Origin of the sequence: Streptomyces sp. CB02058 (assembly GCF_001905505.1) — a bacterium.
Lineage (GTDB): Bacteria > Actinomycetota > Actinomycetes > Streptomycetales > Streptomycetaceae > Streptomyces.
The window spans coordinates 47,599-62,420 of record NZ_LIPG01000011.1 but is presented as its reverse complement, the minus strand read 5'-3'; the positions used below and the strand labels follow the sequence as shown (position 1 = coordinate 62,420).

Here is a 14,822-nt window from a genome sequence, read left to right as displayed (position 1 = left end):
AGGACAAGTGAGACTTCATGGAGGACTTCGCGTAGCATTGCTTACATGTTGAATCTGGAGCGCCTGCGGACGCTGGATGCCCTGGCCCGCCACGGCTCCGTGAGCGGGGCGGCCGACGGCCTCCATGTCACCACTTCGGCCGTCTCCCAGCAGATGGCCAAGCTGGAGCGCGAGGTCGGCCAGCAGCTCCTGGCCAGGAACGGCCGGGGCATCCGGCTCACCGACGCGGGCCGGCTGCTCGCCGACCACGCGGCGAAGATCCTCTCCCAGGTGCAGATCGCGCAGTCCGACATCGAGGCGCAGCGCGGCCAGGTGGTGGGCGAGGTCCGGCTCGCCGCCTTCCCGACGGCCGCGCGGGGGCTGTTCCCCGCCGCTCTCGCCACGCTCCGCGCGGACCATCCCGAACTGCGGGCGCGCACGACGGAGCTGGAACCCGAGAGGGGAATCCGTGCCGTGCTGCGCGGGGACACCGACCTCGCCGTGGTCCTCGAATGGAGCAACAAGCGGCTGCCGGTCCCCGGCGGCCTGGCGAAGGCCGAACTCCTCGACGACGCACCGGACATCGCCATGCCCGCCGGGCATCCGCTCGCCGACCGGGCGGAGGTCGACCTCGAGGACTTCGCGGACGACGACTGGGTCTCCTGGCCGGAGGGCGAATTCTGTTACGACTGGCTGATGTTCACGCTGAGGTCCAAGGGGATCGAGCCCCGCATCGCGCACCTCGCGGGCGAGCATCACACCCAACTCGCCCTGATCGCAGCCGGTTTCGGCGTCTGCGTGGCACCCCGGCTGGGGCGCGGGCCCGTCCCGGACGGGGTGCGGCTGGTGCCCGTACGGCAGCCGATGCGACGCCACGTCCACGCCGTGTGGCGCACCGACGCGGACCGGAGGCCGTCGATCAGGGCCGCCGTGGCCGCACTGCGTGCCGCGGGGCGGGCCCTGCACGAGCCGATGCCTCCCGAGCCGGCCCGCTGACCCCTGTCCCGGCAGGGGCCCGTACGGGGGAGTCCGCTCAGCTGCCCTGGGCCAGCTTCCGGAAGTCCCAGGACGTGACCGCCTCGGGGGTCAGGCGCAGCCAGCCGTGCCGCGCGTCGTGCGGCAGGGTGTCGAGGGCGAAGTACTTCGACGCGAACGTCCGCTCCGGCAGGTCCAGTTCGGGGCATTCCTCGCCCGTGCGCGGGATCTCGCCGACGAAGGAGACCTCGCCCGACAGCTCCACCCCGCGCAGTTCCCCGTACTCGGCTCCGTCGTCCACCACCACGGCGACCCTCGGGTCCTTCCGGAGCTGGGACCAGCGCAGGCTACGGGTCAGCGAGTACAGCCAGAGGGACGTGCCGTCCCAGACGAACCAGAGTGCGCCGACATGCGGCCTGCCGTCGGGGGAGACCGTGGCCACCCGGCAGGTGCGCTGTTCGGTGAGGTAGGCGTCCCGCTCCGCGTCGGTCATCATGATCCGACGGCCACGGCGCTGGGCAACGGTCACGGGACGCCTCTCCTGCTGTTCGGCCGGTTCCCGGAATCATGGAGCCTCTTCCGCGATCACGCAACGGTCCCGGACCGGCCGTGGCGGCTCACGCCAGAGTGATGGAGTCGCCCTCCACCCGGATCTGCTTCTCCGGCAGCGGCAGGGTCGCCGGACCGCCCGTGGCCTCACCGGTCGCCGCGTCGAACGTACTGTTGTGGCACGGGCAGTTGATGACACCGTCGGCGATTCCCTTCACGGCGCAGCCCTGGTGGGTGCACTTCGACGAGAACGCCTTGAACGTGCCGGCGGTGGGCTGGGTCACCACGACGCCCTGGTCGGCGAAGACCACCCCGCCGCCCTCGGGGATGTCGGCCGTCTTCGCGAGGACCGCGCCCCCGGCGTTCGCGCCGTCCCCCTCCTCGGCCGGCTGGACCGTGTCCGAACCCCCCGCGTCGTCCTGCGATCCGCCGCACGCGGTGAGAGCGGCGGCCACGCCCACCGCACCGACGGCCGCGACGACGGTGCGGCGCCGGAAGTGGACCTGGCTCTCCTGCGATGCGCTCATGCGTGCAATCCCTTCATCGGAGTACGACACCTCGGGTGAGGATACGGAGCCGAGCGGCCGGACGTTCAGCCGCGGACCCGGTTCACCGCCGGTGGCCGCCGACCAGCATGCGGAGGTCGACGGCTTCGGCCATCGCCCGGGTGCCCGCGTCGTTGGGGTGCAGACCGTCACCGCTGTCGAACGCGGGGTCGAGCGTCAGCGGGTCGCCGTCCGACGCCGTGGCCGCGGCGAAGTCGACCACACCGTCGAACGCGCCGGAGTTCCGTATCCAGTCGTTGACCGCGGTCCAGGTCGCCTGGCGCTCCGGGGTCCAGATGAACGACCCCTGGAAGGGCAGCAGGGTCCCGCCGTACACCGGAACGCCCTTCGCGTGGACCTTCTCGATGAACGCCCGGTATCCGGCGATGATGTCCTCGGCCGGGGCGCTGAACCCGATGTCGTTGATGCCCTCCTGGAGGATCACGGCCCGGACACCGCTCTGGCCGAGCGCGTCCCGCTCCACCCGCGAGACACCGGACGGGCCGTAGAACGGCTCCCCGTCCCGGTCCGCGATGAGGCGGTTGCCGCCCAGACCAGCGTTGACGACGGCGAGCGACGGGCCGTGCCCGCCCTGGAGTCTGCGCGCGAGATGGTCCGGGTAGCGCTGGTTGGCATTGCCCGTGGTGCTCGCGGTGTCGGTGATGGAGTCGCCGAAGGTCACCACGGTGCCGGTCGTACGCGCACCGGCGCGCACATCGACACCGCTCACCAGCATCCAGCAGGGGGTGTCCGTGTATCCGGCGCCCGAGGTGCCGAGGGTCGCGTCCCCGTCCGCGAGGTAGTTGCCCTGCGCGGTGAACGGATGGTTGGTGACCGGGCCCGTCGCCTCGTCCACATGCACGCTGACCAGCAGGCTGGACAGGGCGCGAAGGCGCATCGGAAGGGGGTCGCTGAAGAGGTCCCCGCCGGCCGGGATCGTGGTCTGCGCGCGACCGCCGAAGGTCAGCGTCCGCAGGGTGCCGGGCACCGCGGCGGCCCCGGACTCCTGCAGAGCGACGGTGACATGACCTACGCTCACCGGCCGCGTACCGAAGGTGTTCGCGAGCCGGACCCGGACGTTGTCGCCGCCCGCGCTGACGAAGAGCACGTTGCGGACCGTCTTGTCCTGCAGGCCCGCTCCCGCGGGGCAGCTGCTCCAGGGGATCTCACTGCCGGCCACCTGGCTCGCACCCCATGCGGTGACCCACTTCGCGCCCGGACCGTGCGCGGAGGCTGGCTGCGGGACGGCGACGAGCGCGAGGAGCAGGGCGCTCAGGGCGGCGAGGGTCGTACGTGCGGCGGCGGAGGCAAGGCGTAATCGCATCGGTGTGCTCCTTCGGGGCGGGTACGGGGTGTGCGGGGTGAGTGCGGTCGGTACGGCGACGCAGCGGCGGCCCCAGGAGTCTGGCAACGTTGTCACGGTGCGAGAGGGGTGCGTGGGTCTGCCGTGATGAATGAGACCGGACCCGGGCCGGGCGCACAAGGTGTTGTTCGAGTCAGGCGGAAACGGTGAGCATCGCACCCCGGGACGCGAGCCGGAGCGCCGGTGCATCCGTGCGAGCGCGGCCCACTCGTACGGATGCACCGGAAGACTCGGCAGGCGCGCACCTGGCTCACCGTCCCACCCGGCCAGAGCTCATCTCCTGCCCTGGCCGGCCCCGGCCGCGCCGCCGGTGTCTCCGCCTCCGCCCGCCGGATCTTCCGACGGCCCCGTCCTGCCCGCCGGAGTCATGGCCGAGCGGAGCATGGACGCCCCCACATGCGTGAGGGTGTGCAGGACCGTCGGCCCGTTCCGGATGCTGGTGATGAGTCCCGCGTCGCGCAGCGCGGTGGCGTGCCGGCTGGCGGAGGAGGCGGAGACACCGGCGGCGCGGGCGATCTCCCCCGTCGTGGCACCCGAGGACGCGGCGTACAGCGCGACCGCACGGGTGCGTCCGAGCAGGGCGGTCAGAGGTCTCCCCGGAGCCTCGAAGCCGCTCGCCGGGCCGTGTGCGGCCTGTCGTGCGTCCCGCTCGTGGAGCAGCGAATACCAGAGCACGGGCGGCAGTTCGGGATCCGCGAAGGCGACCGGCTCCCCCCAGTTGAAGTACGAGGGGATCAGCGTGATCCCGCGCCCGTTCAGATGCAGGTCCCGGTCCCTGGCCTGCTTCGGGTAGGCGACCTCCAGGACGGGAGGGCGCCAGCGCATCATGGGTCCGAGCCCCGTGAGCATGCCCTCCACGCCGCCGTCCAGGATGCCGCGGCAGCGCACCGCCCGCTCGGCCTCGATCCGCGCCTGCGCCTGTTCCTTGTGCGGGACCACGACGGCCTCGTGGTACGCGCGCAGCATCCCGACGAGTTCCCTGCGCGCCTCCAGCCGGGCGAGTTCCCCGGCCCAGGACGGTGCTCCGACGGTCCTGTCGAGGATGGCGATCTCCTCCAGGACGCGCTGGGGAGGTGTGGCCAGAATCGACTCCACGCCCGCCTCGAATCCGTCTATCGCGTGGACCGGAGTCAGAAAATCGGGAAAATACGCGGCTCTTGGATACAGCGGCAGGAGAACGCCTCGCAGTAGCCGCTCCATTCCCTTCTCCCGCAGTTGCTGACGCGCTGTTCGGTGCCACCCTGCGTACGCCCACCGTCCTTTCCTCGACTGAAACCTGTGCAGACTCGATGCGATCTCCCAGAGTGGATCAGGAGCGGCGGCAATCCTTGTTCTGCCCAGGTCGGCATCACTGAAATGAATGCGGAGCATCGCTTTCTCCCCCGTTGAGCTCAGCTTCTGCTCTCAGTCGCAACAGCATGGCCCAGCCGGGCGGGTCTGGGCAATCGCGGCACGCCGGGTCGAGCCCCGTGCCATGCGGAGCCGACGCGTCCGCGGGGCACACGAGCCCGGCTTGATCGAAAGCACCGGTCCGTACCCGACCTGGGCCCGAAGAAAGCCACGAGGTCCGGCAGTTCCCCCGGGCAGGTGGTGTCCATTCACCGCATGGGGAAAGGAAGTTCGTTCTCCTCCGGTTCGGAGGTGGTCTGCCGAAAAGGAGACAGTCTCGATGTTCCCGGACCATTGTCAGGAGGCCGGGGGCATCCTCTGCAACGTCCTCGTCCGCCCGCACGCGATCTACGAACGCCGGGATGCGAAGGGCGCCGGACGTCGAGGACGGGCCGTGAAAGGCCGCGTGTCCTGATGTCCTCCGCCCGGGCCCCGGGGCAGCATCGGCCGGGTGAATCCTCCTGCGGACCCGGAGCGGACCCCGGACGGCCGTTACGTGGTCGTCGGCCACCGCCGGTGGCGCGCGACGGACCCCGAGATCCCCGGGGACGTCGCCTCCCGCCTCCGGCACCACCTCATGGCGGGGCGTCGCGCGGTGGCCGCCGCACGGCGCACCGCCGACACGGAGGCCGAGGGCCGGGCGCGGAAGCGGGTGCACACGGCGAAGGTGGCCCTGGGTGAGAGGGGCACGCCGTGGTGGGAGCAGTCCTCACCGGCGCGCCGCCGGCGCTGGGAGAGCGGGGTGCGCCAACTCGACCTCATGGATCAGGAGGAGGGAGGGACCGCGCCGTGAGGCGGGAGTGCCCGCGCATGAGGTGGGCATCCCGGGCCTGAGGTGGGAGTGCCAGGGGCGCGTCTGCCGCCCCAGGCGACCGTGTTCGCCCTCTTGCCCTGCGGATGCGGCCCGCCCTACCTTACTCCTCGGTAAGTTTACTCTCTGGTAAGGAGTTTGTCGTGGCTGTTGCCTACCGGACGGTCATGGTCGGCACGGACGGCTCGGAGTCGTCGTACTCCGCGGTCGAGGGGGCGGCCCGCCTCGCTGCCGCCTGCGGGGCCGAACTTGTCATCGCCTGCGCGTACATGCCTATGAGCGGGACCGAACTCGCCAGGGCACAGGATCAGTTAGGTGCCGAGGCCTATCAGGTCGTGGGTTCGGCGCCGGCGGAGGAGACCCTCCGGACAGCCACGGAGCGCGCCCGCGCCCAGGGGGCGGAGACCATACGCTCGACCGCGGTGGAGGACGAGCCGGTGCCCGCGCTCGTGGCCGTCGCCCGGGAGTGTTCGGCCGATCTCGTGGTGGTGGGGAACAGGGGCCTGCGCTCGCTCGCCGGACGCATTCTCGGCTCCGTCCCCGCGGACATCGCCAGAAGAGCGGGTCTCGACGTGCTGATCGTCCACACCACGTGAGCGAGTCGGGGGCGACGGGCGGGGCGAAGGACCCGTCCGAGGCCGAGGAGTTGCGACAGGCCGTCGAGGCCGTGCTGCTCGGGGGCGAGCGCCTCTGGACGAGGCGGGACGTCGGCGAACGGTCCGGAGTGGGTCCCGAGCGCACCGCGCAGATCTGGCGTGCGCTCGGATTTCCCCTGGTGGAGGACGAGGCGAGGGTGTTCACCGACGCCGATGTCGACGCGCTGCGTGCGGGGGAGCGGCTCGTCGGCGCGGGTCTCATCACCGAGGAGAACGAGACGGCGATGGCGCGGGCGCTGGGGCATCACCTGTCCCGGCTCGCGGAGTGGCAGGTGCACACTCTCTGGACCTGGCTGAACCGCGACTCCGGTGCCGCCGGCGGCCAGGCGCTGGTGGAGCAGGCCGCGGTTCTGCTACCGGAGATGGAGCTGCTGCAACGGCATGTGTGGCGCCGGCATCTTGCCGCGAACGCCGAGCGCGTCCTCGCGGAGACGGAGGAGGACGCGCGGGCGGTACGGGGACAGGGGGAGGTCCGGGGCGAGGGGGAGCACGGATACGCCGCGGAAGGGGTTCCGGCCGCGCCGCACGAGGCCGCCGACGTCCGCGAGCGTGCGGTGGGATTCACCGACATGGTCGGCTACACCCGGATGACCCGAGGGCTGGACAGTGCCGAACTGGTCCGGGTCATCGACCGGTTCGAGAGCCTGACGGGTGATGTGGTCGCCGAGGGAGGGGGCAGGGTGGTGAAGACCATCGGTGACGAGGTCCTCTTCGTCTGCGAGTCCGCCCCCGACGCGGCCGACACCGCCCTGGAGCTCACCGCACGGGCGGAGACGGAACACGGGTTGCCGCAGGTGCGGACCGGGGTGGCACACGGGGCGATGCTCAGCCGGTTCGGTGATGTGTACGGGGCCACGGTCAACATCGCGGCCAGGCTCACCGCGGTGGCCCGCCCCGGCACCGTACTCGTCAACACAGCACTCGCGGGCGAGCTGGCCGGCTCGGCGGCGTACGAACTCAGAGTGCTCCGACCCGTGTCGGTGCGGGGGTACAGCCGGCTGCGGCCGGTGCTGTTGCGGTCGCGCGGCGGCCGGGGCGCGGTCTCGTGGAGACGGACCTGACCCGCCCCCGGCCCGGCCAACCGGTCAGGCGCTCGGGAGGAAGAGCCGGAAGGGGGTGACCGCGCGGGGCGCGGAGCACGCGCAGGGCCTCTCGCGACCACTGAACCGGGGTGCTTCCAGGTCCGGTTCCGCTCCATTCGCCGGAAGCCACCCCTCCGCCGAGGAGCCTTCATATGATCGCTTTCGCTCCCGCTGAGCGCGGGAGATCTTCAGGAGGAGGGGGCCACATGTCGAACATGTCGAGACGTTCGCTGCTGGGATATTCGGGGACGGCGGCCGCGGGGGCCGTATTCGCCTCGGCCGGAACCGCCGCTGCCGATGACGCGCACGCGAGCCAGACGCCAGCGGTGTTCTCACCGGGTACGAAGTTCGAGACCAGCGCCAGCATGGCCGAGTCGGACCTCATGATGGAGATGACGTTCAGCGTCCGGGTGGACTGGCCCAACGGCCTTCCGTCGGCGCAGGACATCACTCCCCTGGAGATCGCCAACGCGCTGTCGGCGATCGCGGAGTCCAAGGGCTGGCCCCCGCTCACGTTCTACGGTGCCCAGCCCCCGGCTCCGCTGACCTGACCTGACCTGACCTGACCTGACCGATCGCTCCGGAGGCCGGGGTGGCCCGTTCCCGGACGGGCTCTCCGGCCGCTCCCGGGCTGAGCAACGATCGAGGCAACAGGCGGCAGCCGAACAGGTGGAACGCTGCCGCATCGCACTCGGGCAGGGAGAACCTGCACCACGGAACGCCTGTGCCCACGCGCCCGTGCGCATGGCCCCTCACGGCCGAAGCGCGGCCCGGCGGCGCAGGCCGGTCCGCTCCGTCACAGCGGACGCCGTGCCCAGAACAGCGCGTGTCCGCTGTCCCCTTCGGGGACGAGTTCCTCCTGTTCGACTGTCAGCCCCGCACCGGTGATCCAGGACCGATTCGTGTCGGCATCCGCGTGGCTCCACCACATCGTGACGCCGCTGTCCAGCCAGTTCTCGTCCGTGCCCGTCCACGCGTGCTGCCCTGTGCTGCAGAGGAACCAGCCGCCGGGCCGGAGCCACGACGCGATCTTCCTCAGCAACGGCGGCTGTTCCTTCAGCGGAATGTGAATCAGGGCATACAGCGACACCACGGCATCGAACGTCCCGACGGGAAAGTTCACCGAGGTCGCGTCCGCCCTGATGAAGTCGGCCTGCGGCACCAGCGTCCGAGCCCGGTCGATCTGTGTCTCGCTGATGTCGACGCCGGTGACCCGGTGACCTGCTCCCGTGAGGTCACGCACCACGGGTACTCCGCTGCCGCAGCCCAGATCCAGCACTCTGCTGCCTGCTGCGAGACGTCCGTTCAGGTCGGTGACCCAGCGGTGGTACTTCGTGTCGGAGTCGTACGCCTCGTCGTACCGCAGAGACAAGGCGTCATAGCCGCGCCGAACCAGGCCCTTGGGATCTTCGACAGTCACAGCCGGGGACGGTAGCGCCCTCGCTCTGCGTGCGGCGAGTTCTTTTCGCCCTCCAGCCGGCTTCCCGCCCGCGCGACCGGCTCACCCAGGCCCCACGGGCCGCCCTCGCACCGGTCTCCTCCCGCCCCGGTCGCCGTGGACGCTGCCCGGCAGCCGGTCCGGTGGGCGTGGGCGGAGACCGGCGGCACGTCCTCCGCGCACCGCACGCGGTGCGCCGGGGACCGGCCCGGGCCCCCACGGACGGACCGCTGTCGGACGGGCCCAATGCCCGCAGGAATACGGCTGTCGGGTCAGGAGCCGATCACCTACGGTTCCGCCATGACGACTTCGGCGCCACGCCCCGACCTGCGGCCTCCCGGCCTGAACACCGACGAGAAGACCACGCTGCTGACCTTCCTGAACTACCTCCGTGAAGCGGTCCTCGCGAAGGCGGCCGGCGTCCCGGAGCCCGCGGTGCGCACGGCCGGCGTCCCCTCCGGGACCAGTCTGCTCCGGCTGATCAAGCACCTGACGGCTGTCGAGCTCAACTGGTTCGTCTGGGCCTATGCCGGCGCCGACCGGGAGTGCTGGGACGACGAGGGGGACGTCTCCGCCGACGAGACGGCGTCGGACCTGGCGGACGCCTATCGTGAGGCGATCGCCCGCGCCGACGAGGTCGTTCTGGCCTGCACCGACCTGGACCGCCCCGGCGCCCGCTCGCTCCGCGAGACCCCGCCCCCGTCGATGCGCTGGGTGCTGGTCCACATGATCGAGGAGACCGCCCGGCACGCCGGGCACGCGGACATCCTGCGCGAACAGATCGACGGCTCGGTCGGACGCTGACGCGGGTGTCGCTCGTCCCGGAGTGATCTCAGCGGCCGGCTTCCCTTGGGGGGCGTCGGACGCCTTGTCCGCCTGCGGGCGTCGGGGTTCGACGCCCCGGCCGGAGCGGGGGCGTGCCGTCCGGTTACCTTCGGCCATTGGCTTCGGTGTGAGGCTCTCGTGGTGTTCACAAGGGGCGTGCGTGATCCGGAGGGGGTCATGTCAGGGGCCGCCATCGGCGCACACGGCCGGCACGGGGCCGGCCGGCGGCTCCCCGGCCGAGCACGGCGGTCGGAGACATCGCCGCGCACGGCTGCCCCGCCACCTGCGAAGACGCGGTGTCCGTCCGCCGCGGTCACCTCGCACCGGGTGTTCCACCGGGCGTCGTCGTGGCGCAGCTACCCAGGGGTGATTAAGGGCGGCTAGGGGTGTGGGGCGCGGTTCGAATATCTCTACGGTTTGCCCGTCGCCAGTTTTCGGGGCTATGAGACGGGGTCTGGAAATGGACAGCCATGCGCACGTGGGCGGCAGCCGGCCGGCGGGCACTGCCACGGATACCGAAGGTGCGGACGAGACACCAGCAGTGGGCGGAGCCGCGGACGCGGCCGGTGGCCCCGGTGGTGAGTTCGTCCATGAACTGCTCGACAAAGCCGTAGCCACCACCCCCGACGCACCCGCTGTCCGGGACGCGGACGAGAGGTGGAGCTACGCGGAACTGGACGAGGCGAGCCACGCCGTGGCCGTCTGGCTGGAGCGGCGCGGACTCGGTGCCGGGGACCGGCTCGTCGTCCAGCTGCCCACGGGCCGTGAACTAGCGGCGATGTTCTACGGGGCCTCCCGCCGCGGAGTCATCTTCGTGCCGCTCAACCCCGCGATGAAGCCCTTCCACCTGCGGTCCGTAGTGGCGAACTGCCGTCCCGCGCTGTTCGTCACGGACCACGACGGCGAGGCCCGCGCGGGCGAGCTCGCCCTCCCCGCCGAGGGCGACGCCCCCGCCGGTCCGGTGTCCCGCACGACGTTCGAGGACATCTGGCCGGAGATCGCCGCGCTGCGCGAGAGCGGTGTCCGCGCCGCCCCGGTCCCGCTGCGGTCCGAGGACCCGGCAGCCCTCATCTACACCTCGGGGAGCACCGCGGCACCGAAGGCGGTCATCTGTCCGCACGCCCAGGTCACCTTCGCCACCCGGGCACTGGTGAGCTCCCTCGGCTACCGCGCGGACGACGTCGTGTTCTGTCGCTTCCCGATGTCCTGGGACTACGGCCTCTACAAGGTGCTGATGAGCTGCGCCGTCGGCAGCGAGATCGTGCTCGCGGACCGCGCGGAGGACCTGCTCCTGCTGCGACGGATGCACGAGGTCGGGGCCACCGTGGTCCCCACCGTGCCGTCGCTCGCCAGCATGATCGTCAAGCTGGGCCGCCGGGCCGCAGCAGGTCAGTTGCCCCTGGTCCGGATGTTCACCAACACCGGCGCGGCGCTCCCGCCCTCGGTGATCTCCGAGCTGCGGGACCTCTTTCCCGGCACACGGGTGGTCCGCCAGTACGGCCAGACCGAGGCCAAACGGATCACCGTGATGCCCCCCGAGGAGGACCAGGAGCGCCCCGACGCGGTCGGGCTGCCCCTGCCCGGAACCCGGGTCCTGATCCTGGACGAACAGGGCCGTCCGGTGCCGGCCGGCGAGACCGGCGAGATCGTGGCCGAGGGCGGTCACGTCATGCCCGGCTACTGGGGCGCACCCGAACTGAGCGCACGGACCTTCCGGCGCGACGCCGAGTCCGGGCAGCTGCGGCTGCACACCGGCGACTACGGCAACCTCGACGAGGACGGCTACCTCTACTTCCGCGGCCGGCGCGACGACATGTTCAAGCGCAAGGGCTTCCGGATGAGCACGCTGGAGATTGAAGCCGCCGCCATGGACATCCCCGGTGTCCGGGCCGCCGCGGCGGTCCCGCCCGGCGACCGGCACGATCTCGCGCTCTTCGTGGAGACCGAACTCGACCCCAGGGTCATCATCAAGGAACTCACGGTCCGTCTGGAGCCGGCCAAGATACCGGCGATCTGCCGGGCGCTGACCGAGTTCCCGCTGACCCAGCACGGCAAGAACGCCCGACAGGAACTGGCCAGGCTGCTCGACGGGAGAGACAAGTGAACGCCCCCACCGGTCCGGATCCGGAGGATCTGGCCAAACGTTACGGCACCCCCCTGTACGTCTACGACCTGGAGAAGGTACGGGCCGCCCGCCACGATCTCTTCCAGTCCCTGCCGGAGGGCTTCGAGGTCTACTACGCCTTCAAGGCCAACCCGCACGTCGATCTCGTCCGTACCCTGCGCGAGGGCGACGGCCCCTCCTGCCGCGCCGAGATCAGCTCCACCGGCGAACTCGCGGCGGCTCTCGAAGCGGGCTACGCGGGTAGAGACGTCCTCTACACCGGCCCCGGAAAGACCTACGAGGAACTGCGTACCGCCCTGGAGAGCGGCGTACGCCTGTTCTCCGCCGAGTCGCTGGGCGACCTGCGGCACATCGGCGGGGCCGCCTGCGAACTCGGCGTGACCGCCGACTGCCTGCTGCGCATCAACAGCGCCACGGGGTCGGCCGGCACGGGCATCCGGATGACCGGCAAGCCCACCCAGTTCGGCATCGACAGCGAGACCGTCCCCGAGCTCGCCGAGCAGCTGCGGGACGTGCCGGGAACCGACATCGTCGGCCTGCACCTGTTCTCCCAGAGCAACGCCGCCGACGAGGAGGCGCTGCTCGGCGAGTTCCGGCACACCATCACCGCCGCGGCCCGCATCCAGGAGGAACTCGGCATCCCCCTGCGGCTGCTGGACATCGGCGGCGGCTTCTCCGTCCCGTACGCCACGGCCGGCGAACGCGCCCGCTACCCGGGCCTGGCCGCCGGTCTCGCCGAGGCCCTGGACGAGGCGTTCCCCGCCTGGCGCGAGGGCAGTCCCAAGGTCGCCGTCGAGTCGGGCCGTTACCTGGTCGGTGACAGCGGCACGCTGGTCGCGGGCGTCAGCAACGTGAAGGTCAGCCGCGGCCAGAAGTTCGTCATCCTGGACACCGGCATCAACAGCTTCGGCGGGATGTCGGGGCTCGGCCGGCTGCTGCCGGTCACGGTCCAGGTCGCCGTCGGCGCCGAGACCGAACGCGCCACCCTGGCAGGACCCCTGTGCACCCCCGGCGATCTTCTCGGCCGGCAGGTCGAGGTGCCGCTGCTCACCGAGGGCGACATCGTCACCGTGCCGAACGCGGGTGCCTACGGGCCGACAGCGAGCCTGCTGATGTTCCTGGGACGCCCGGCGCCCACCGAAGTCGTCCTCGACCGGGACGGAGTGGTCTCCGTCTCGCGCATCGAGCATGTCCGCCGCAGCCGCGAAGAGGAGCCGGCGGATGTCTGACGGGACGGCGGTGGCCCCCGCCGAGCGTGCGCTGCCCGCGCAGGGCTCCAAGGGCACCGTGGTGGTCACCACGGTCGCCTCCGACTCCCACACCTGGAACCTGGTCTACCTCCAGTTGCTCATCGAGGAGCTCGGCTACCGGGTGATCAACCTGGGCCCGTGCGTCCCCGACGACCTGCTGGTGCGGGAGTGCCTGGAGACCGCCCCCGACCTGCTGGTCGTCAGCTCGGTCAACGGCCACGGCCATCAGGAGGGGATGCGGATGATCCGACGGCTGCGCGAGCAGCCCGAACTCGCCGCGACCCCCGCCGTGATCGGCGGCAAGCTCGGCATCACCGACGAGGCCGACCTGCTCTCCGAACAGCTCACCGAGGCCGGCTTCGACGCCGTGTTCCCCGACGACGCCGACCCCGTGATCGCCTTCCGGTCCTTCATCGAGGTCCTGGAGAGTTCCGCCCGGACCGCCGGGAACCGGGCCCTGCCCGGGCCCCGGATCACCGCGTGAAGCCAGCCCGGCGGCCGACGCACTCCCGCCCCGCGCCGACGGGGGAGCCCGGTCAGCAGTCCGCCGGCTTCGGCGCCTTCGTGCGGGCGCACGGGGCGGGCGGCCGGCTCGTGGTGCAGCCCCGCATGGGGTTCGGCGACCCGGCCCGCATGCGGGCCGGACTGCTGGCCACCCGCCGCGCCGACGCCCACACCGTGGGCACCATCACCCTGGACAGCCACACCCGCGTCGGCCATCTCCAAGCCGTCGAGGAGGCGCTGCGCGCCGGGTTCGACCTCAACGGATACCCGGTGGTCAGCCACCCCGTCGAGACGACCGAACGGGTCCTGGACGGCATCCGCGGCCCCGACTTCCCCGTACAGGTCCGGCACGGTTCCGCCGTCCCCCGGGACATCTTCGCCGCCATCGCCGGCCTCGGCCTGACCGCCACCGAGGGTGGCCCCGTCTCCTACTGCCTTCCCTACGGGCGCACCCCGCTCGCCGAGGCGGTCCGGGAGTGGTCCGTGTGCAGCGAACTGTTCGCCGAACTCAGCGGCAGCGGCGCCGAACCGCACATCGAGACCTTCGGCGGATGCATGCTGGGACAGCTCTGCCCACCCAGCCAACTGGTCGCCCTCAGCCTCCTGGAGGCGATGTTCTTCGTCCAGCACGGAGTGCGCAGCGTCTCCCTCAGCTATGCCCAGCAGACCCATCTCGGCCAGGACCAGGAAGCAGTCGCCGCACTGCGCCGTCTGTGCCGGGAGCATCTGCGCACCGACGACTGGCACGTGGTGGTGTACGCGTACATGGGGGTCTACCCGCAGACCGACGGCGGCGCGCTGCGGCTGCTCGGCCAGGCCGCCGAGCTCGCCGTCACCACGGGGTGCGAACGGCTCATCGTGAAGACCGTCGCGGAAGCCCGGCGCATCCCCACGATCGTCGAGAACGTCCAGGCACTGGAGTACGCCGCGGACGTGGCCGCACGCACCCCCCGGCCCGCCGCCCTCGCGGGTGCTCCGGCGGAGACCGACTCCCAGACGTATCAGGAGGCCCGGGCCCTGGTGGAAGCGGTCCTGTCCCTCCATACGGACATCGGCACCGCCCTGATGCGCGCATTTCAGCACGGCTATCTCGACATCCCCTACTGCGTGCACCCCGACAACTGCGGTCGCACGCGCAGCTATGTGGACGGCGAAGGCCGGCTGCGCTGGTCTGCCATCGGCTCTCTTCCGCTGGGGCATCTGGTGACCGGTCCGAGTACGGGACGTGTCACCGCGACGGGGCTTCTCAGCGACCTTTCCTACGTACGCAGCACCTTTGACGAACCTCCGATCCAGCCGGTTCTGCTCGACGGCGGCTGACTGTTCCGGAG

Annotated in this window: 15 protein-coding genes; 10 read left to right on the top strand and 5 right to left on the bottom strand. The window is 71.3% G+C overall.

The genetic code is table 11. The features are described 5' to 3' along the window. The first annotated feature begins 45 nt into the window (after positions 1 to 45). Positions 46 to 975 (top strand): LysR family transcriptional regulator, encoded by a 930-nt coding sequence (locus AMK10_RS36240; protein ID WP_073753948.1) that lies wholly within the window; start codon positions 46 to 48, stop codon positions 973 to 975. A 37-nt stretch (positions 976 to 1,012) separates the two neighbouring features. On the opposite strand, the gene AMK10_RS36235 is transcribed toward AMK10_RS36240, so the two are convergent. The 4 genes from AMK10_RS36235 to AMK10_RS36220 form a co-directional block, all read right to left on the bottom strand. Beyond that, the gene (locus tag AMK10_RS36235) at positions 1,013 to 1,483 is read right to left on the bottom strand and encodes a pyridoxamine 5'-phosphate oxidase family protein (protein ID WP_107428574.1); all 471 of its coding nucleotides are present in this window, start codon (positions 1,481 to 1,483) and stop codon (positions 1,013 to 1,015) included. Between the two features lie 88 nt (positions 1,484 to 1,571). Further along, positions 1,572 to 2,030 (bottom strand): Rieske (2Fe-2S) protein, encoded by a 459-nt coding sequence (locus AMK10_RS36230; protein WP_073753946.1) that lies wholly within the window; start codon positions 2,028 to 2,030, stop codon positions 1,572 to 1,574. Between the two features lie 82 nt (positions 2,031 to 2,112). Continuing rightward, entirely contained in the window at positions 2,113 to 3,372 is a 1,260-nt protein-coding gene (locus AMK10_RS36225) for an SGNH/GDSL hydrolase family protein (protein ID WP_073753944.1), read from the bottom strand. Positions 3,373 to 3,684: 312 nt separating this feature from the next. Beyond that, positions 3,685 to 4,782 carry a helix-turn-helix domain-containing protein gene (locus tag AMK10_RS36220; protein ID WP_073753942.1) on the bottom strand — a complete coding sequence of 366 codons (1,098 nt, stop codon included), beginning with the start codon at positions 4,780 to 4,782 and terminating at the stop codon, positions 3,685 to 3,687. Between the two features lie 469 nt (positions 4,783 to 5,251). Here AMK10_RS36220 and AMK10_RS36215 point away from each other — a divergent pair, with 469 nt between their 5' ends. From AMK10_RS36215 to AMK10_RS36200, 4 genes are all read left to right on the top strand, one after another. After that, positions 5,252 to 5,593, top strand: a complete 342-nt coding sequence (locus AMK10_RS36215; RefSeq protein WP_073753940.1) for a hypothetical protein — start codon at positions 5,252 to 5,254, stop codon at positions 5,591 to 5,593. A 185-nt stretch (positions 5,594 to 5,778) separates the two neighbouring features. Further along, positions 5,779 to 6,207, top strand: a complete 429-nt coding sequence (locus AMK10_RS36210) for a universal stress protein (RefSeq protein WP_073753998.1) — start codon at positions 5,779 to 5,781, stop codon at positions 6,205 to 6,207. Beyond that, positions 6,204 to 7,328, top strand: a complete 1,125-nt coding sequence (locus AMK10_RS36205; RefSeq protein WP_073753938.1) for an adenylate/guanylate cyclase domain-containing protein — start codon at positions 6,204 to 6,206, stop codon at positions 7,326 to 7,328. The genes AMK10_RS36210 and AMK10_RS36205 overlap by 4 nt, the downstream gene beginning before the upstream one ends. Positions 7,329 to 7,555: 227 nt before the next feature. Then, on the top strand, positions 7,556 to 7,900 hold the full coding sequence (locus tag AMK10_RS36200; RefSeq protein ID WP_073753936.1) for a hypothetical protein: 345 nt from the start codon (positions 7,556 to 7,558) through the stop codon (positions 7,898 to 7,900). Positions 7,901 to 8,145: 245 nt separating this feature from the next. On the opposite strand, the gene AMK10_RS36195 is transcribed toward AMK10_RS36200, so the two are convergent. Beyond that, positions 8,146 to 8,769, bottom strand: a complete 624-nt coding sequence (locus AMK10_RS36195) for a class I SAM-dependent methyltransferase (RefSeq protein WP_073753934.1) — start codon at positions 8,767 to 8,769, stop codon at positions 8,146 to 8,148. Between the two features lie 318 nt (positions 8,770 to 9,087). Here AMK10_RS36195 and AMK10_RS36190 point away from each other — a divergent pair, with 318 nt between their 5' ends. The 5 genes from AMK10_RS36190 (at position 9,088) to AMK10_RS36170 (ending at position 14,811) form a co-directional block, all read left to right on the top strand. Continuing rightward, positions 9,088 to 9,591, top strand: a complete 504-nt coding sequence (locus AMK10_RS36190; RefSeq protein WP_073753996.1) for a DinB family protein — start codon at positions 9,088 to 9,090, stop codon at positions 9,589 to 9,591. Positions 9,592 to 10,153: 562 nt separating this feature from the next. Further along, positions 10,154 to 11,716, top strand: coding sequence for an AMP-binding protein (locus AMK10_RS36185; protein WP_073753932.1), 1,563 nt, complete (start codon positions 10,154 to 10,156; stop codon positions 11,714 to 11,716). Then, a complete protein-coding gene (locus AMK10_RS36180) occupies positions 11,713 to 12,966 on the top strand; it encodes a decarboxylase (RefSeq protein WP_073753930.1) in 1,254 nt (417 codons plus the stop codon). Before AMK10_RS36185 ends, AMK10_RS36180 begins: the two co-directional genes overlap by 4 nt. Beyond that, positions 12,959 to 13,471, top strand: a complete 513-nt coding sequence (locus tag AMK10_RS36175; RefSeq protein ID WP_073753928.1) for a cobalamin B12-binding domain-containing protein — start codon at positions 12,959 to 12,961, stop codon at positions 13,469 to 13,471. Before AMK10_RS36180 ends, AMK10_RS36175 begins: the two co-directional genes overlap by 8 nt. A gap of 80 nt (positions 13,472 to 13,551) precedes the next feature. Then, positions 13,552 to 14,811, top strand: a complete 1,260-nt coding sequence (locus AMK10_RS36170; protein WP_073753994.1) for a methylaspartate mutase — start codon at positions 13,552 to 13,554, stop codon at positions 14,809 to 14,811. The last annotated feature ends 11 nt before the right edge of the window (positions 14,812 to 14,822 follow it).

Excerpts from the sequence above, each read along its gene's own strand:
- AMK10_RS36240 (WP_073753948.1), top strand. The coding sequence starts at position 46 with ATGTTGAATCTGGAGCGCCTGCGGACGCTGGATGCCCTGGCCCGCCAC.
- AMK10_RS36230 (WP_073753946.1), bottom strand. The coding sequence starts at position 2,030 with ATGAGCGCATCGCAGGAGAGCCAGGTCCACTTCCGGCGCCGCACCGTC.
- AMK10_RS36225 (WP_073753944.1), bottom strand. The coding sequence starts at position 3,372 with ATGCGATTACGCCTTGCCTCCGCCGCCGCACGTACGACCCTCGCCGCC.
- AMK10_RS36220 (WP_073753942.1), bottom strand. The coding sequence starts at position 4,782 with ATGCTCCGCATTCATTTCAGTGATGCCGACCTGGGCAGAACAAGGATT.
- AMK10_RS36210 (WP_073753998.1), top strand. The coding sequence starts at position 5,779 with ATGGTCGGCACGGACGGCTCGGAGTCGTCGTACTCCGCGGTCGAGGGG.
- AMK10_RS36200 (WP_073753936.1), top strand. The coding sequence starts at position 7,556 with ATGTCGAACATGTCGAGACGTTCGCTGCTGGGATATTCGGGGACGGCG.
- AMK10_RS36190 (WP_073753996.1), top strand. The coding sequence starts at position 9,088 with ATGACGACTTCGGCGCCACGCCCCGACCTGCGGCCTCCCGGCCTGAAC.
- AMK10_RS36175 (WP_073753928.1), top strand. The coding sequence starts at position 12,959 with ATGTCTGACGGGACGGCGGTGGCCCCCGCCGAGCGTGCGCTGCCCGCG.